Origin of the sequence: Thermomicrobium sp. CFH 73360, assembly GCF_023806465.1 — a bacterium.
Lineage (GTDB): Bacteria > Chloroflexota > Chloroflexia > Thermomicrobiales > Thermomicrobiaceae > Thermomicrobium.
Genome location: NZ_JAMSLS010000009.1, coordinates 45034 through 62084 on the forward strand (window position 1 = coordinate 45034; position 17051 = coordinate 62084).

Consider the following 17051-nt stretch of genomic DNA (forward strand, 5'->3'; position numbering starts at 1 on the left):
GATCAGAGAAACGGAGCTGGACGAGCGGTGAGTGAGCATGTGGCAATTCGGTACGACATTGCAGATCCGGGGCTTGCGGAACAGGGGCGACAGCGGATCGAGTGGGCTCGCCGTGAGATGCCAGTATTACAGCTCTTGCGAGAACGGTTCGCGCATGAGCGACCCCTGGAAGGGATCCGCATCGTCGCCTGTGTGCACGTGACGACGGAAACCGCAAATCTGGCCTACACGCTTCGGGCAGCGGGAGCTATCCCGGTGATCTGCGCGAGTAATCCGCTATCGACGCAGGATGATGTGGCGGCTGCACTCGTCGCCGACGGTTTTTCGGTGTACGCCCGCAAGGGTGAGGATGCGGCGACATACTATCGGCATATCAATCTCGCACTTGATTATCGTCCGCATTTGATCATCGACGATGGTGCTGATGTCGTGACGACTGTTCATCGGGAACGCCGCGACGTCTTAGAGTTTGTGATTGGCTCGACTGAAGAGACGACGACCGGAGTAATCCGACTGCGGGCTCTTGCACGGGATGGGCTACTGGCTTTCCCAGCGATCGCGGTCAATGATGCCCAGACAAAGCATTTCTTCGACAATCGTTACGGAACCGGGCAAAGCACGATCGACGCGATCCTTCGCGCCACGAACATCCTGCTCGCTGGGAAGACCGTGGTCGTGGCGGGATACGGCTGGTGCGGTCGAGGGATCGCAATGCGGGCAAGAGGTATGGGGGCTCAGGTCGTCGTGACCGAGGTCGATCCCGTGCGGGCACTTGAGGCCGCGATGGATGGCTATCGTGTGCTCCCAATGAGGGAGGCTGCGCGAGTCGGTGATCTCTTCGTCACAGCGACGGGGAATGTCCATGTGATCGATCGCGAGCATTTCCTTGTGATGAAGCATGGGGCTATTCTCTGCAATGCTGGTCATTTTAATGTTGAAATCAATTTGGAGGCGCTGGCAGAACTTGCTGTTGAAAGGCGGACTTTGCGTCCCGCCGTGGAGGAGTTTGTCTTGCCAGATGGGCGTGGGCTGGTTGTGCTTGCGGAAGGCCGGTTGGTGAATCTTGCTGTTGCCGAGGGCCATCCGGCGAGCGTCATGGACATGAGTTTTGCAAACCAGGCGTTGGCCTGTGTGTATCTGGTACAGCGTCAGGGGGAACTGGCCCCAGGCGTCTATCAAGTTCCGGAGGACATCGATCGGCACGTTGCACTCTTGAAGCTTCAGAGCATGGGGATCGAAATCGACCGGCTGACGCAGGAGCAAGAGGCGTATCTCATGTCCTGGCAGCACGGAACGTGAGAGGCCGCGCGTGGAGGCGGGCAACGGCCCGTTCGATGAGCAGAAGGGGTTGGGAACAGTGACGCTGAGCATCATGCGTGCCCCACAAGCGTTTTTCACGTCAGAATCCGTGACCGAGGGGCATCCCGATAAACTGTGTGATCAGGTCTCCGATGCGGTGCTCGATGCTGTTTTGGAACAGGACCCATCAGGACGTGTTGCTTGCGAAGCGGCGACGACGACGGGCTTGATGATCATCATTGGAGAGATCACAACGACGGCACGCGTCGATTATGCGGAAATTGCGCGCCAAGTGGTCGCCGAGGCAGGGTACACGACATCGGAGTTTGGGATTGATGGTCAGACCATGGGTGTCATCCTCTCGGTGAAAGAGCAGGCTCCGGAGATTGCACAAGGGGTCTCCGAGTCGTTAGAAGTGCGTGAGGGGATCGCGGTAGACGAGTTCGATCGTATCGGTGCGGGCGACCAAGGGATGGTTGTCGGGTTCGCTTGCACTGAGACGCCAGAGTTGATGCCTCTGCCGATCGCATTGGCACATGGCCTCGTCCGGCGGCTTGCCTTCCTGCGAAAGGCGAAGCTCCTGCCGTACTTGCGGCCTGATGGAAAGAGCCAAGTCACCGTCGAGTATCGGTATGGACAGCCGGCACGTGTGGCAACGGTCGTTTTGTCGGCGCAGCATGATCCCGATGTGTCGCAAAAGCAACTGCGGCGCGACCTGATCGAGGCGGTTATCCACGAGGTGATCCCCGGGGAGTTGCTTGATCGCGAGACCGAAATTCTGATCAATCCGAGTGGCTCATTCGTGCTTGGTGGTCCGCGGGCCGATGCCGGTATGACCGGCCGGAAGATTATGGTTGATACGTACGGTGGAATGGCACGGCACGGTGGTGGAGCCTTTTCCGGAAAGGACCCGACCAAGGTCGATCGCTCAGGCGCGTACGCGGCACGCTATGTTGCGAAGAACGTGGTTGCGGCGGGTCTCGCGGATCGATTTGAAATCCAGATTTCGTACGCGATTGGTCGCGCGCGTCCGGTCGCGATCCATGTCGAGACGTTTGGAACTGGCCGAATCGACGAAGAACGACTTGTGGAATTGATCCGGAAGCATTTCGATTTGCGCCCTGCAGCCATCATCCATGGACTGGGACTGCAACGGCCGCTCTACCGACAGGTTGCGGCTTACGGACACTTCGGCCGCCCAGACCTGGATCTGCCCTGGGAGCGGACAGATAAGGCAGAGCTTCTCAGGGCGGAAGCAGGAGTTGTCGAAAGGCTCCCCGAACGGTAAAGGAGCGCGGCCGCACGATGCACAGGGCCTTGATCACCGGTGCGTCCGGCTTCGCTGGAAGTCACTTGGCAGCACATTTGGCATCCTCGGGATGCTGGGAGGTGATCGGGCTCTCGGCTCGTCCGAGCGCGCCGTCGCCGTATTTCGTCCAGCATCTGGTTTGTGACCTCCTCAATGGCGAACTGGTCCGGCGGACAATCACCTACTGGCGACCGGAGGTGATTTTCCATCTTGCGGCTGTCAGTTACGTTCCGCGATCGTTCCAAGATCCGGTCGGAACGATTGCAAACAATATGATTGGTCAAGTGCACTTGCTCGAGGCAGCACGGACACTCGATCCGCCTCCGATCGTCATCGTGGTGAGTTCCTCTGATGCCTACGGTCTGGTTCACGAGGACGAGCTGCCGGTGACAGAGGCGCAGCCGTTTCGGCCGCTGAGCCCGTACGGCGTGAGTAAGGCCGGTCAGGATCTCCTTGGGCTGCAGTACTACTTGGCCTATGGCTTGCCGGTGGTACGGGTTCGGCCATTCACCCATATTGGCCCCGGACAAAGCGAGCGTTTCTCGATATCTGGCTTTGCGCGACAGATTGCCGAGGCTGAACTCGGTCTCGCCCCCCCTGTTCTGCTCGTCGGCGACTTGAACGTGGAGCGTGACCTGCTTGACGTGCGTGATGTCGTCCGTGCGTATGAGCTTGTGGCTGACCAGCGCTTCGTTGGACAGGTGTTCAATATTGCCAGCGGATACTCCTGGAAGTTGGCTGAGGTGGTAGAGCGTTTACTCGCGATGGCGCGACTTGCGCTCCGTGTTGAACAAGACCCGGGGAGACTGCGGCCGGTGGAAGTACGGGCGTTACGCGGTGATGCGCGTGCATTGCGAGCAGCGACTGGCTGGCGCCCGGAAATTCCGCTTGAGCAGACGCTCGCTGACACGCTCGACTATTGGCGTCGGACGCTGCGGCGAGGTCGCTCGACAGAGTAAAGCGGTCGTGCTTGGACGGTGAGGTATCCGTCGGCGAACTCGAGTGAGACGATTGTGGAGGATCCCTTGTGTGGAACGAGCGGGTGGGAACTCCACGCGAGAAAACGCTCAACAAGCCAGTTCTGGCCGTCACGATCTACGATCGTGACGTTGTAACCGAGCGGGAGGACGCCAGCCAAGAAGTGTGCAGCGCGCCAGCAGGACCAGGTCCAATCGATGGTTGACTGTGCTGGTCCTGGGAGTGGTGCCCACCCGGAAGAGACGGACTCGGCCGGTGCCGTGTACACGGTACGCTCCCCGCGGAGAACCCAAAGGAGCAATCCGACCCCATACCAAGCAAGCCATGCCTCGAGCCGATCACCGGGGAAGGCAAGCGGAAGAGTACAAGAAACCTGCGCCAGAAGCGGGCCGGAATCCAGTTGCTCAGTGACCTCATGCAGGGCCACGCCGGTCTTGAGGCAGCCATCACGATACTGCCAAAAGAGCGGTGCTGGTCCGCGGTAAGCTGGTAGGGGAGAGGGGTGGATATTCAGCATTCCGCCAGGATACGAGGCTACCACCTCCTTTGGCAGCTTCCAGGGAAAACATGACACGAGTCCGAGTTCACCGGACAGTTGCGTGGTATGCGTCAACTCGTGGAGCTTTGAACGTCGGTTGAGAGTGATGATAGGAATGTTTCTGCGGCGAGCGATGGTGAATGGATCGGTGTGCCAGATTGCAAAGGGCACAGCCGACGGTATTGGGTGCTGCAGTGGATTGCCAGCGACGATGAGACCTTGTACGGGAATTTCGGCCTGGAGCAAAGCGTGCAGCGTAACCGCAGTTTGACGACTTAAGGAGCCCCAGAGCACAACGCGGGGTATTTGAGATCCTTTTGACATCATCGGTTCCCGTTCGATACCCTTGCCGCAGTGTCAAACGCGACGACGAATGAGGACGGCTCACCATGGCGCGTATGGTTTACTGCGTGAAGTTGAAGCGGGAATTGCCTGGTCTTGAGCGACCGCCTTTCCCCGGTCCGCTGGGAGAGCGCATTTACCGGGAGGTCTCCCAAGAGGCCTGGGAGCTGTGGCGTGAGTATCAGACGATCGTGATCAATCATTACGGTTTGAATCCAGCTGACCCGGAGGATCGTACCATTCTCCGTGAGCATATGGAAACGTTCTTCTTCGGAGAAGAAGAGGAGTTGCCGGAGGGCTGGGTGCCACCAGGCGTTGGACAACCGGTGAAAGGTGCTCCAGCGCGCAAGAAGTGAGCGAATCCTCATACGCGTCGGGCAGTGATGAGAGGGAGCTCGGGGGCGAGGCGAATCCGGAGCTGCGCGTGAGCACGTCGTAGTGCAGTCTCGACGTTGTCAGGACTGTCTCCCTGTGCGAAAATAAACCCCAAATAGCTCGCTCCTTCCGGCAATGGAATAATCCGATGGTTGCGCTTCACGGTGATCTCGATACCGGTAATACCGGGTACGCGCTGCGCTTCGGCAATACCATCAACGCCTTTCAAGATGCCCCGACCTGGTATCGGAATCATCATGACACCGACCGCACCTCTCTGGTGATCTCGGGAGGGAATCGGATCGCCGACCGCATGGGCGAGAATGAGTTCTTCGAGCGTCGTCCCGGTTCCAAACTCGAGGATGCGCGAACACAGACCGCCGATTGACCGTCCGGCAACTTCGATAACCCAAGGCCCCTGATCATTCACGCGAAGCTCAGCATGGATCGGTCCGGTCTGGAGTCCGAGCGCTTGCGCTGCCTGCCATGTAGCCGAGACGATCCCTGTTTGTGTTTCGGGTGACAACCGTGACGGCGTCACGTAGATCGTCTCCTCGAAGTAGGGACCGTCGAGCGGATCAGGTTTGTCAAACAGGGCGAGGACCTCTAGTTTGCCATTGGTCAATAGCCCTTCTAACGCGACCTCGAAACCAGGCACGAATGGCTCGACGAGAATGGACGCCTGCTGCAGGTTCATCCCGTCGCTCTCTAAGATGGCACGGACACGTTCGAACGCGTCCGTGAACTCGTTTTGATTATTTGCTCGAATCACGCCGCGACTGCCGGAGAGCCGAGTAGGCTTGATGACACACGGATAGGAGACGTAGGCTGCAATTTCTGCCGGGTTTACCAGGGCGGGGAACGCTTGAGCCTTTGGCGCTGGAACACCGGCCGCTGCGAACCGCTGACGCATGATCCATTTGTCGCGGGCGGCGAGCGCTGCACCGGGGTCATTGCTTGGAAGGCCAAGCTGCTCAGACACCAGCGCAGCGAGGAGTGTCCCGGAGTCGTCGACGGGTACGACAGCACGAACCGGATGTGTTTGAGCAAGGCGCGCGAGTTCTTCCGCGGCGCATTCTGGAGCGCTGAAGTCAACGGCGTAGCGGAGTTCCCACATCTGCCGGAGGGGCTCAGGCGTGTCTTCAATGAGCAGAACCTCAATACCCAATCGCGCGGCGGCAGTGAGGAATGCGGCCGTACGGTAGCTTGTCGGTGTAGTCAGAAGCATGATGCGACGGGGATGTGCACTCATTTTGCTCGTCACCTCGCGCCCTCGTGTGTGAGCATGCCACAACAAGTGTAATTGTTTTCCATCAGCAGACGTTCCCGTGGGGCACGTCACGACCGTGAGTGTGGCGACGTGTCAAGAAGTCTGTAGGCGGTGACCGACTTTTCGTCGCTGCTGGTGCGATCAGCGCTTATTTCCTTGCGCGACCTGAGTGTCGTATCAAGCCACACATGGGAGATCTCGTTGGGGTCTCTGGATTCCCATGGCCTCTTTGCAGCACGTAAGGAGCGCGATCTCAGAAAGGGTTTAGATTGATGCTGATAACTCGAAGCCTTGTTGTCGAAGGGGCGCCGAGTTGTGCGGCAATCAATCGCGCAGTCCTCTGAAGAGTGAAGTGGTGGGAGCATCAGAACAGGATAGGATGACCTGGAAGTGCCGAAGGCGAAGTGTCTTGCTCCCCCAGGGCGAGGTACTCTCGACTACAACTGTCGCACACTACGAGACTGAAGCGGCGGCGGTCTTCAGCACAGCCTCGCGCAGTCCTTTCATGTATCCTATGGCAAAGAGACGCCCGAGCATCATGTACCCTGGCTCGGTGTTCGGCTCGCCCTCCATCGTTGGTGCGTGGTCTGGCCGCATCACGCCTTGGAAATGAATCTCGTAATAGGCTTTCATCGCTTCATACATGTCGGTTTGTCCGTCATCGTGGAAGGTCTCAACGAACTGTGTCGGGCCACCGCGCACGTCACGGAAGTGGACGAAGTGAACCTTGTTTTGTCGGCCGAAATGTCTAATCCAGTGTGGGACGTCGACACCCATGGTTGAGATTGTGCCCTGGCAAAAGGTCAACCCATGTGCAGGGCTCGGGTAGAGGTCGAGCGCTCGCTGCAGTGCCTCTGGTGTGATCAGGATTCGTGCGATCCCGCGCAAGGATGGAACAGGGGGATCATCGGGGTGGAGGGCGAGCTGGACGCCAGCCTCCTCAGCGACTGGAACGACCGCTTTTAAGAAGTATTCGAGGTTCTGCCAGAGCCGTTCTGCCGGAATTTCGCCGTAGACTGTCGGGCCTGCTCGTTCCATAAGTTCGTGGTCATAGCTCGTGACGAGTGCTCCACCGCGTGTCGGCGTGGTCGTCGAGGTGCGTGCCCAGTTGATCACGGCCATCCAGTTCCAGCACCAGACCGGAATTCCGAGTTTGCCCATATTGCGAATGAGCGTGATGACCCATTCGATCTCCTCATCGCGACCGTCCAGACCGAGCCGGGCACGGTGCATCGGTGGGGAGGCCTCGATGACCGAGACGGTGATCCCCGCCTCACGGAAGCGTTGCACCATGAGTAGGAGAGGCATGAAATCCCAGGGACGATATTCCGGCGGTGGCACGTCGTGCGGCACAACGGGCTGAGGTACCCCTGGTGGGTTCGATGCCTGATGTCCTCCCGCAACGTGGAATGGCAAAGTCGTGACCGCATGTGTGACACCCAACTGCAATGCCAGTTTCCAGCGCTCATTGGGCCAAGGAGGAAGGATCAGGGCGAGTTCCATAGTATCCCCCATTCATTTCGCAATCGCCGAGACCATTGTCGCCCAGAAGACGCGTATGCGGAAGATACCCCCTCTGTTGCGTCCGACGAATTGTTGGGGTGGATGGCTCCGACCGCGCGTGACTGTGACTGGGGGTGCATCGGGTGTCCTGTTGTGGGGGTTACGAGCGTCCTTCTCAATGGCCCTCTGGCTACCCGTTGCGAGATCTCTCAAGTTGTTGGCCTGTTTAAACGATCTCAGCACCGACGGTACAGATGGCATAGAGAGGGACTACTCGTTGTGCTGCGATCACGCGATACTGCGTCCTCGGAGAGGGATCGTGACGAAGGGAGGATGAAGGGGTGGGACGGTTAGATGGAAAGCGTGCCCTTGTCACCGGGGCTGGGATGGGGATCGGCCGTGGCATCGCACTGGCACTCGCTGCGGAGGGAGCTGCGGTAGCGCTGCACTATGCTCACAGCCGTGAAGGAGCAGAGGCGGCAGTTGAGGAGATCCGTCGGAATGGTGGCCAGGCGGTGGCGCTCGGTGGAGATCTCCGCTCAGTGGCAGAGTGTCGGCGCGTTGTTGACGAGGCAGCCGCAGCGCTTGGTGGTCTTGATATTTTAGTTAACAATTCGGGGGTGACGCGCGCGCGATCATTTCTGGATTTCCCGGAGGAGGTCTATGAGGAGCTCTTTGACCTGAATATGCGTGCGACTTTTTTCTGTGCTCAGCAGGCTGTGCGTCATATGCTGGAACGCGGTAGTGGGGCAATCCTGAACATCACCTCGATTCACGGTGCTGCAGGATTTCCGCGGCATGCGGCATACGCGGCGACGAAGGGGGCGATCATTGCCTTCACCCGGTCGCTTGCCATCGAACTGGCGCCGCTCAGAATTCGGGTCAATGCGATTGGGCCTGGGCTGATTGAAGTGCCACGATACTTCCAGATTCCCGGGTATGCGACGGAACGAGGGAACCAGATGGTACCATGGGGACGGGTTGGTCGGCCAGAGGACGTTGGAAAAGCGGCGGTTTTTCTCGTTTCGGATGACGCGGACTTCATCACTGGCCAGGTGTTGTTTGTGGATGGCGGTACACAGGCGCGGATGGGGCTGTGGTGGGAGCAAGGCGAGACACCGCAGTGAAGGACCTGCACACGTGGGAATGAGCTCACCAGCTTCTGAAGGCCACGCAAAAAGAGGAAAAGCGCGGCCTTCAGACCGCGCTTGAAAACTCAGCGGAAGCGACGGGATTCGAACCCGCGATCTCGGCCTTGACAGGGCCGCGTGTTAGGCCTCTACACCACGCCTCCGCGTTGTCACGGCGAAAGTATGGCATAGCGAGGCCAACGTTGTCAAGGGTGGCTTGCACAACACGAATGGGCGAGGATCGCTTGCGGCACTGCGGTCCATGAGCCAAGAGTGACCCACGTCGCGGTGGGTTGAGCTGTTCGGCCACGTGGATGCTGCATCTTCGAGCACCGGGCGCAAAGTCTCACAGCCTCAGCATGCTCAGTAGGGCAGGATTGACCGGTCAGTGATCATTGAGTCTGGTGTAGCCGTTTGGTCACCTGATGTGAGCTGTGAGTCTAGCGATCTCCGGCTCAGGAGCGAAGTGCGCGAGTAGACTCCTGCACCCGACGGAGGATCATCGTGGCCTCCGCTTCTGTGGCGAGTCGGGGACGGTGATAGTCCTCAATGATGACCGGAAGCAGTTCGTAACGCATGAGATCAGAGTTGCGGAACCAGAGGTGGAGAATCAGACCTTGCTTCGTCTCGGGTGACCACTCTTGGTCGAAAACAAAATTGCCGAGCGAGTAAAAGATTGGGCGACCACGATACCATTCGACCCCCTGGACCCAGTGGGGGTGTGATCCGACGACCAACGTGGCGCCGGCGTCGATGGCTAGGCGGGCAATTTCCCGCTGGAACGCGGTCGGGACGAGCGTGTACTCCACGCCCCAATGGAAGAATGGAATCACGATCGTCGCCTGATTTGCAGCGGCACTGATAGCGTGCTGGATGAGCTCGGGATCAAGTGGCGCAGTCCCCGGTGACTCATCGGTCGCGCCATACCAGTCAGCAGAGACACCATCAAAGCCCAGCAGTGCAACGGTCGATGTCCGAGCACCGAGGATGGCAGGTTCAAGTGCGCTTTGGATGTCGACCCCTGCGCCGAACGAGGCGATTCCGGCCGCGGCAAGGGCCTCTTTGGTGTCCTGTAGTGCCAGCCAGCCGAAATCCATGCTGTGGTTATTTGCGAGGCTGACCGCGTCAATCCCAGCGAGCTGCAGCCCGGCAAGTGCATCCGGATAGGAGAGGAAACGAAGCGTGTAAGGATCTTCCGGGGGAGGGTACCGTCGGGTGAGCGCGCATTCGAGGTTCGCGATCGTGAGATCGGCCCACGACAGTTCAGTCGCGATGTGGCGGAAGGGGGCCTGCCAGTCGCGGCGTGCGATCATGACGCGGTGGACTGTTCGGCCGAGAATGATGTCGCCAGCGACGGTAATGGTGGTAAAGGTCGGGTGAGGGAGCGGTTCGGGTGGCAGGCTGTCGATGGGCAAGAGGTGGGTAGGGCCGTCGAGGACGAGCCACTCGACAAGTTCGGGGACCTGGGATGCAATGCCGGGAGAGCGGAAGAGATCTCTCCCGTCGACCGATAAGACACGAAGGGATGCTGTAGTGGCATCGGGTTCGATCAGAGCGAAGAGGCCGAGGCTGGTCAACCGAGTGAGTGCAGCGACATCCGGGACGCGCCTGTCCGCTGCCGTGAGCTGATAGCCATACTGCTCGACCGAGACGCGGAGGACCGGGAGATTCTCTGGATGACCGAGTTCATGCCAGTTGCGAATCGTACCGTTGATGAGTGCGCGGAGTGCATCGTGCGGTAGGCTGCGCACGAGATTCTCGTGCGTGGTGACGGGGACGAACATTCGCCCACCGATCACATATGCCGCCGGGGTGCCAACGGTGGCGTGGAGGTGGAAAAGGGCATCGCGCGAGGTGGTCAAGCGAAGCGACCAATGACGGGGAAGCGTCGCTTGGAGTCGGGCAAGCCAATGTTGGGCTTGTCGCGCCAGCGTCGGTGGCAGGTCAGGGACATGGATCGTCACTGTGGGACTGGCAAGTGCTCGGAGGGGCCGGTCGGCTCGCGGGTGCAATGGTGGGTGGGTCGGCGTCGGTGACGGTGTGACCTGCTCTGAAGAACGTCGTGGAGCGGGTTGGCAGGCAAGCAAGGACGAGGCGAGCGCGAGAAAGCCACGTCGGGGGAGACGTCTGCGGTGGTCAGCCAACCAGTGGAGAGCATCCGAACTCCGCTGCATAGGCTCCCCTGTTAAGCCGGAAGTTCGTTTAGTATTGCGGAGCTTACCAAGGGTGCCATGTTAGAGCAACCCTATGTGCCCCGGCCTCTCCTGCGACATGGAGCAAGTACCTCTGCAGCGGATAATGCAGTCTCGCCACTGCCTTATTGATCAGCTCGACCACTTCGTTGCTACCCCACTCCGCTCAGTCAATGATATCCCAACAGTCCATAAGGTTGCTCGTGGCGCGGCAAAAGAGCCGTGAAAAGGAGCAATTGGGAGACAGGCGTGTGGCCATTGCGGGAACGTGCGACGAGGGCGGTATTTCCAGAAGTGTCGGTTGGGTCACCGAGTTGGAAGGGGATGCGGCTGAAGCCGCATCCCCATGCGGAGACACTGAGAAATTGTCCGCTTCGTTCAGCGTGCGACTTCGACAGGTGGAGTACCGTACGTATGGAAGGTGGCAACAGTTGGCAAGCCCCATGCTTGCCCACGCTTGCGTTCGGCTTCGGTCCAGACAATCGGCTTCCAATCAGGCGCCAAGACCAGGCGTGCTCCTGGGCAACCGATCTCGATACGATGGCCGCCTGGCTCCATAACGTAGAGGAAGACAGTCTGCTGAACGGCATGCTTGTGTGGGCCGTACTCGATACGGTACCCGAATTCAATGGCAATATCCGCAGCACGGAGGACTTCCTCACGAGTGTCCACCGCGTAGCAGACATGGTGGAAGCGTCCCCGTGCACCCGTCTGGTCCTCGGTAATAGCGATCTCATAGCCCTTATTGTTAGCGGTGACCCAGGCACCCTTTTCTGAGCCATCATCGAAGATAATGCATTCGGTGAGTCTAAGCCCGAGGTTCTCTTGCAGGAACTTGCGAGTTGCCCGGACGTCGGCCGCAAAGATATTGATATGGTCGAGTCGGCGGATATTGCAACCACGTGCCGGGAACCGGGAAGCTTGATTCTTCAGTGCCGGCTTCGTCTCCGGTGTCGGCTGGTACCATTCAACCTCCCACAAGAGTTCGCCGATGTGTCCGTCGGGTGTCCGGAAGCGATAGGCCGGGCCGTGGCCGGCGTCGCCATCAATCCAACCTAAACCGAGCCCTGTACGCTCAAGCATTGCCACGCGTCGTTGCAGTGCCTCCGGCGAGCTCACGCGGTAGGCGAAGTGCTCCATTGCCGGCACCGGGCCAGCAGTAAGTTTGAGCGTGTGGTGCGCGTAATCGTCCCACGCGCGGAGATACACGGCATTTCCACGTCGTTCACTCACCGTCATCCCGAGATAGTCCACGAAGAAACGCTCGCTCTCCTGGAGGGTCGGAGTAAGCAGTTCGAGATGAGCGAGATGAGCCATATCGCAGCTTGGTTCACCGATGTAAAGTGTCACGTCGTGCATTTCCTTACCTCCCCTGCTCTCGGACGTTACGCTTACCTCACTGCTTTCGTTCTACGACGACACGCAACCCATGAAGGTCGTACGTCAGCTCCCCAGCTTGCAGCCGATCACGGAGACGTGCCTCTCGCTCGGCACGAGCGCGCGCACTCTCGAGGACGGATGAGACGCGTTCACGTGCTACGACAACTGCGCCGTCGTCGTCCAGCACGATGATATCGCCAGGCTTGATCTGTGCTCCGCCGACGACCACTGGTACGTCGATATCACCGATCGTCTCTTTTGTTGCACCGCGGACTCGGATGAAGCGTGTCCACACAGGAAGGCCCATCGCGCGAAGTTCGTCAACATCGCGCACTGCAGCATCGACAAGGAGTGCTGCTGCACCACGGACTTTCGCTTGGATCGCCAAAAGTTCCCCAACAAGTGCGACCGGTTCGGGTTCCGGCATCGTGATGACCAATACGGCGCCCGGGAAGACGCGTTCCATGACGGCATGAACCATAAGGTTGTCTCCCTGACCACAGAGCACGGTCAACGCCGGGCCGGCGACACGTTGCCCGGGAGTAATCGGAATGAGTGGGAGATCAATCAGTCCCTGACGACCGGAAGCCTCATAGACGGTGGCGACGCCGAGCTCACTGAAGGCCTGGCACGCCTCGGTGAGCACTGGATCTTCGATGGCACGCTCTTCTGCTCGAGTCATCAACGTCCTCCGATTCCAGGCGCTCAGCCGTGACCGAGGAGTTCACGGGCGACGAGCGGTGTGACGCGTTGGAATGCCTCGGCATAACGAATGTCCTTGATGCCCGAAATGCGGCGTGCATGGTTGGCTCGTCGTTCCGCAAGTTCGGCATAGTAGCGCTGAAGGTACTGCTGCGAGGCCATGACCTGCATTGCGGCTAGTTTCTTTTCGTAGACCGGTGTGATGTCCACAAAGATATTGGGAACGAAGCCGCACAACTCGGGCTGGTGCGGCTCGAAGTAGTACAGCGGTGGGGGCTCCACCGTCGCAAAAGCGCTGGCGACGCCGGCACCAGAGGAGAGAAGGCGAGCACGTTGGACGGCCTCGTGTGCGACCGGATGATCAGGATTAAAGGGATCCACTGGGGTATGGGTAATGATCGCCTCAGGGCGGAAATCTCGAATCAGTTGGGCTAGCCGTTCCGTCGCCTCGCGGTCCACCTCGAGCGGATAGTCTCCAAGATCAAAGCAAAGGAAGCGTGCACCGAGCGCGTGGGCTGCTTGTTCGGCCTGTTCGTGGCGGATGGCTTTCACGCGTTCGATCGTCTGGCCCGGTTCCTTCCAGAGTTCACCGGACTCGCCGCGTTCTCCGTAGGACAGCGCGAGCACAGTGGCTTCACCGCCATTGGCCGTGACAAGGGCGATGACTCCAGCTGCTCGCCAAACGAAGTCGGCAGCATGTGCCCCGACGACGAGTAGGCGTTGAACCCCAGTCATTGCTCCCTCCCAGTGGCGAGTCGGACGGTATTCCGCACGGCCATCGTATGGATCTCCTCTTCGCTGAAACCTGCTTCGAGCAGACGGTCAACAAAGAGTGCCAATCCGTCTTCGACGGGCGGATTGTCTGGTTGGCCGAGGTCAGTGCTCAAGACGACGCGTTCTGGGCCGACGGCGCGAATGTGAGCGAACGCCGTTTCCCAAAGGACTTTGCCGCTGTAGAGCGGGGTGAAGCAGTGCTCCAGATAGGCGCCCATCTCTGCAAGCCTGACCTGATCCTCTGCCGTGAGGGCTTGGGAGGGGAAATCGGGATGGGTGACGATGATGTGGCGCACACCCTCCTCACGGGCCGCTTGAACGACGGCAAAGATCTCGTCACGACCCAGGTGTCCTGTGGCTAGGACCAGACCATGCCGCGCGATCAGACGGAGGACGGCACGGAGCTCTGGGACGACGTCGCCGTCGGGTCCAACGACGTCAACGGGTGGCACGTCAAAGCCAGTCTCGCGCATCTCTCGCTGGAGACGTGCCCAATATGGTAGTTTCGCACCAGCCAGCGCCTGTTGGAGATGTCGTCGTTCATTCGCAGCGTCTACAGTGGGGAGCCAGACAAGCCGTGCTCCTTCTCGGGCCGCGATCTCGACAGCGAGGGGGTTGAGACCACCGACTGCCCGGTTGAGGGTGAGAGACCCCAGAACTTGGACACCCGGGACAGCCGCGCGCACGACAGCAGCGCGCTCGGCGGTCGGGACGTAGTGAGACTTGATGACATATCCAGCAAGGCCGACGTCAAGGAAGCGACGTGCCAGTGCAATGTCGTCGATACGCCGCGGCATGACGTCGGGTCCAGAGTGGACGTGGAGATCGTACGCCCCACGAACGAGTTCCCGCGCCCGTGGCGATGGAACCGGGTGAACGCTTGTCATCGCCTGTACCTTCCGTCCTCTCGTTCATCACCGCTCGGACCGGTCGGTCGTGGCGGAGGGTGAGGCACTGACGCAAGACCGGAATCAACAAGGAGGATTATAGCATGCTCAGAAGGAAGAATTTACGTCTGAAGACACAAAAGGGGCAGGCCAGCCAGAGAGGCGAAGATTCTGGCTGGCCTGCGACGAGCGTTCGCCTCAGAGTTGCTTGGCTGCGTTCTGGACGAAGCTGAAGTCGGCCAGCTGATCAACGGGAATTGTCTGCTGGATCTTGCCGCGTTGCTTCCAGAGCTGCTGTGCTTCCTCCAGTTTGGTGAGATCGAAGGTGCCGTCTTCAGAGACACCAGGCCAGGTCATCTGCTCGTAGAGCTTGTCATCCTTGAGCGGTGTCCGATTCTTGAGAATCTGCACGACCTCAGCGCGTGCCGCCGGATCCTTTAGCGCTTGGAGGTAGTAACGTGCTCCCTTGAGATATCCGACGAGAAATGCCTCCAGCAGTGCGCGATCCTTGAGCATTGGGGGGCCGACAACGATCACCGAGATGGGGAAGTTATCGCCGACAATGTCGACGATCTGATCACCGGCCACAATTGGGACAGCCGCACCGAGTTGCTTCGTCGCGATCGTCGCATAGGGTTCGACGAGTTCAGCGGCCTCCACCGCGCCGTTCTGCAGGGCTGTCGGCATGTCGGGGAGGCGGATCAGTTGCATTTTGATGTCATCGAGAGAAAGCCCGCCCGATTCCAACACCTTCTTGAGTTCGAGCAAGTCGATGCCGGCGTCGCTTGGCATCGCCAGGGTGCGGCCGCGCAAGTCTGCCACCGAGCGGACGCCTTGATCGTACAGCTGCTTCGTCACAGCATAGGCGTGAAACACATTCCCGCGCCGCAGTGCGCCTTCACCGGCGACAATGGTCACCTCGACCCCCTGTGTGCGGGCGTTGACCAGTGCCGCCTGAATGGCACCGCTAAAGAGATCGAGCTGGCCGACGGCTACCAACGGAATAACTTCGCCGGGCGTGCCTTGTGTGGTAACCAGCTCCACATCCAGTCCAGCTTCCTTGAAAAAGCCCTTTTCAACTGCGATGAAATTCCCGGCTTCTTCGGTGGCCAAGGCAACGCGCATCTTGAGCTTGCGAGCCTGGACGACTGTTGGCGCGGGTGTTGGGGTAGCGGTAGGCGCAGCAGTCGGGGTGACGGCGGGAGCCGTGGTCGGCGTTGTTCCCATGGTTGCAGCAGTCGGTGGAGCGGGTGCAGCAGTTGGTGTCGGCTGCTGGCCAGCGCCACAGGCAGCAAGAAGACTACTCGATACCGCTCCGGCGACAGCTACAAGCAGAGTCCGGCGAGTGAACTTCCGCATATTCATGTAACAACCCTCCTCACGTTGACGGAGAGACTCCCCAACTGCTCACTTACACCGCCGATCACACGACGATAATCGTGTGAAATGTGCCGCAAGAGCGCGCTGTTTCGGACGAATGTAGCCGTACTGGCGTCACACAGCGCTCCGAAGCTCGTGGGAGTACCGCTTACAGCTCAATATGCGTATCGGCTACGAGCGAGAGTACAAGCGTGTACCGTAGGTCGCTGGATATGCCGAAAATACACCATGACTGATTGATGGCTGCCGTATCTCTATTGATAGTCTTTCCCACAGGTACTTCATTCCCACCCAGTAACAGTGTGTTCAGATTATCCGAACGCGGAGCATCTGCCATGATTCACCTCTATGCTAATCACACGGCTGTAGCGAGTCAAGATCTTCCTTTCATGGGTTATGGGCCCGGCTGTGGCATGGAACATTCGCGTTGTTGGTCATTTTCTTGCAGATGGCAGGGGGAAAGGGGAGACATCTGGACTTGTTACGAAGCCGAACTAGCTGCGTGGAAGAGGTGAGTCTCAAGCCAGGAGTGCTTGGGAAGGAACAGAAACCTAGCATGCCGCCTCATGTAGGGAAAAACCCGTCTTAGAGCGAAATGGGCCGGAAGCAGGGACCGTGGTTGTGCCCAACTACACAGATCAACTGCATAGTGTGGGCAGAGCAGAAAAGGATCCCGGGCGGCGCAGCCGCCCGGGATCCTAGGAATGGTGTTGGATCTCAGCTGGAGCGACGCGCCCGAGCCACTTGCTCCCGGTAGCGGCGAGCCGGCTCGGCGTACGGCGCCGGTCCAACTGTCACCCAGACCTCGGTCTGCACACGCCCCTCCACCGCCGGCTTGCCCGATCCGCCATTCGGCTCGCCCCACACAATCCGCAGCCGTGTCCCTTCCTTGGCGTACTCTTCCTTGATCGTTGCAAGCGAGAGAACCCGCTCCTCGTTGGAGCTGAAGCCGGTCCACATCGAGAAGCCGACGACCTCACCGGCATCGTTGA

At 59.4% G+C, this 17051-nt stretch carries 14 protein-coding genes, 1 tRNA gene and 1 pseudogene; 5 read left to right on the forward strand and 11 right to left on the reverse strand.

Annotation, left to right across the window (positions count from 1 at the left end; all coding sequences use genetic code 11):
- Nucleotides 1-27 precede the first annotated feature (27 nt).
- From NET03_RS12355 to NET03_RS12365, 3 genes are all read left to right on the forward strand, one after another.
- Nucleotides 28-1299: an adenosylhomocysteinase gene (locus NET03_RS12355; RefSeq protein ID WP_252129230.1), complete on the forward strand. Its 1272-nt coding sequence runs from the start codon at nt 28-30 to the stop codon at nt 1297-1299.
- A gap of 73 nt (nt 1300-1372) precedes the next feature.
- A complete protein-coding gene (metK, locus tag NET03_RS12360) occupies nt 1373-2587 on the forward strand; it encodes a methionine adenosyltransferase (RefSeq protein WP_252129246.1) in 1215 nt (404 codons plus the stop codon).
- Nucleotides 2588-2604: 17 nt separating this feature from the next.
- Nucleotides 2605-3567, forward strand: coding sequence for a GDP-mannose 4,6-dehydratase (locus tag NET03_RS12365; protein ID WP_252129231.1), 963 nt, complete (start codon nt 2605-2607; stop codon nt 3565-3567).
- Here the strand turns inward: NET03_RS12365 and NET03_RS12370 are convergent.
- On the reverse strand, nt 3525-4451 hold the full coding sequence (locus tag NET03_RS12370) for a formyltransferase family protein (protein WP_252129232.1): 927 nt from the start codon (nt 4449-4451) through the stop codon (nt 3525-3527). The genes NET03_RS12365 and NET03_RS12370 overlap by 43 nt on opposite strands.
- A gap of 62 nt (nt 4452-4513) precedes the next feature.
- On the opposite strand from NET03_RS12370, the gene NET03_RS12375 reads away from it, so the two are divergent.
- Complete coding sequence (locus NET03_RS12375; RefSeq protein WP_252129233.1) at nt 4514-4822, forward strand: oxidative damage protection protein; 309 nt, start codon at nt 4514-4516, stop codon at nt 4820-4822.
- 8 nt (nt 4823-4830) lie between these two features.
- On the opposite strand, the gene NET03_RS12380 is transcribed toward NET03_RS12375, so the two are convergent.
- A complete protein-coding gene (locus NET03_RS12380; RefSeq protein WP_252129234.1) occupies nt 4831-6093 on the reverse strand; it encodes an ATP-grasp domain-containing protein in 1263 nt (420 codons plus the stop codon).
- Nucleotides 6094-6564: 471 nt separating this feature from the next.
- Entirely contained in the window at nt 6565-7614 is a 1050-nt protein-coding gene (locus NET03_RS12385) for a mannonate dehydratase (RefSeq protein WP_252129235.1), read from the reverse strand.
- Between the two features lie 341 nt (nt 7615-7955).
- Here NET03_RS12385 and NET03_RS12390 point away from each other — a divergent pair, with 341 nt between their 5' ends.
- The gene (locus NET03_RS12390) at nt 7956-8741 is read left to right on the forward strand and encodes an SDR family NAD(P)-dependent oxidoreductase (RefSeq protein ID WP_252129236.1); all 786 of its coding nucleotides are present in this window, start codon (nt 7956-7958) and stop codon (nt 8739-8741) included.
- 93 nt (nt 8742-8834) lie between these two features.
- Here NET03_RS12390 and NET03_RS12395 read toward each other — a convergent pair.
- From NET03_RS12395 to NET03_RS12430, 8 genes and pseudogenes are all read right to left on the reverse strand, one after another.
- Nucleotides 8835-8908, reverse strand: a tRNA-Asp gene (locus tag NET03_RS12395).
- A 291-nt stretch (nt 8909-9199) separates the two neighbouring features.
- Nucleotides 9200-10918 (reverse strand): CapA family protein, encoded by a 1719-nt coding sequence (locus NET03_RS12400; RefSeq protein WP_252129237.1) that lies wholly within the window; start codon nt 10916-10918, stop codon nt 9200-9202.
- A gap of 396 nt (nt 10919-11314) precedes the next feature.
- A complete protein-coding gene (locus NET03_RS12405) occupies nt 11315-12295 on the reverse strand; it encodes a VOC family protein (protein WP_252129238.1) in 981 nt (326 codons plus the stop codon).
- 37 nt (nt 12296-12332) lie between these two features.
- Nucleotides 12333-12998 carry a 4-carboxy-4-hydroxy-2-oxoadipate aldolase/oxaloacetate decarboxylase gene (locus NET03_RS12410; RefSeq protein WP_252129239.1) on the reverse strand — a complete coding sequence of 222 codons (666 nt, stop codon included), beginning with the start codon at nt 12996-12998 and terminating at the stop codon, nt 12333-12335.
- 23 nt (nt 12999-13021) lie between these two features.
- Nucleotides 13022-13753: a PIG-L deacetylase family protein gene (locus NET03_RS12415; protein ID WP_252129240.1), complete on the reverse strand. Its 732-nt coding sequence runs from the start codon at nt 13751-13753 to the stop codon at nt 13022-13024.
- A complete protein-coding gene (locus NET03_RS12420; RefSeq protein WP_252129241.1) occupies nt 13750-14679 on the reverse strand; it encodes a DUF6282 family protein in 930 nt (309 codons plus the stop codon). The genes NET03_RS12415 and NET03_RS12420 overlap by 4 nt, the downstream gene beginning before the upstream one ends.
- 198 nt (nt 14680-14877) lie before the next feature.
- A complete protein-coding gene (locus tag NET03_RS12425) occupies nt 14878-16044 on the reverse strand; it encodes an ABC transporter substrate-binding protein (protein ID WP_252129242.1) in 1167 nt (388 codons plus the stop codon).
- Nucleotides 16045-16776: 732 nt separating this feature from the next.
- Nucleotides 16777-17051 (reverse strand): annotated as a pseudogene (locus NET03_RS12430) (aminomethyl transferase family protein); the annotation flags it as partial.

Excerpts from the sequence above, each read along its gene's own strand:
- metK (WP_252129246.1), top strand. The coding sequence starts at position 1,373 with ATGCGTGCCCCACAAGCGTTTTTCACGTCAGAATCCGTGACCGAGGGG.
- NET03_RS12365 (WP_252129231.1), top strand. The coding sequence starts at position 2,605 with ATGCACAGGGCCTTGATCACCGGTGCGTCCGGCTTCGCTGGAAGTCAC.
- NET03_RS12370 (WP_252129232.1), bottom strand. The coding sequence starts at position 4,451 with ATGATGTCAAAAGGATCTCAAATACCCCGCGTTGTGCTCTGGGGCTCC.
- NET03_RS12375 (WP_252129233.1), top strand. The coding sequence starts at position 4,514 with ATGGCGCGTATGGTTTACTGCGTGAAGTTGAAGCGGGAATTGCCTGGT.
- NET03_RS12380 (WP_252129234.1), bottom strand. The coding sequence starts at position 6,093 with ATGAGTGCACATCCCCGTCGCATCATGCTTCTGACTACACCGACAAGC.
- NET03_RS12385 (WP_252129235.1), bottom strand. The coding sequence starts at position 7,614 with ATGGAACTCGCCCTGATCCTTCCTCCTTGGCCCAATGAGCGCTGGAAA.
- NET03_RS12400 (WP_252129237.1), bottom strand. The coding sequence starts at position 10,918 with ATGCAGCGGAGTTCGGATGCTCTCCACTGGTTGGCTGACCACCGCAGA.
- NET03_RS12405 (WP_252129238.1), bottom strand. The coding sequence starts at position 12,295 with ATGCACGACGTGACACTTTACATCGGTGAACCAAGCTGCGATATGGCT.
- NET03_RS12410 (WP_252129239.1), bottom strand. The coding sequence starts at position 12,998 with ATGACTCGAGCAGAAGAGCGTGCCATCGAAGATCCAGTGCTCACCGAG.
- NET03_RS12415 (WP_252129240.1), bottom strand. The coding sequence starts at position 13,753 with ATGACTGGGGTTCAACGCCTACTCGTCGTCGGGGCACATGCTGCCGAC.
- NET03_RS12420 (WP_252129241.1), bottom strand. The coding sequence starts at position 14,679 with ATGACAAGCGTTCACCCGGTTCCATCGCCACGGGCGCGGGAACTCGTT.
- NET03_RS12425 (WP_252129242.1), bottom strand. The coding sequence starts at position 16,044 with ATGAATATGCGGAAGTTCACTCGCCGGACTCTGCTTGTAGCTGTCGCC.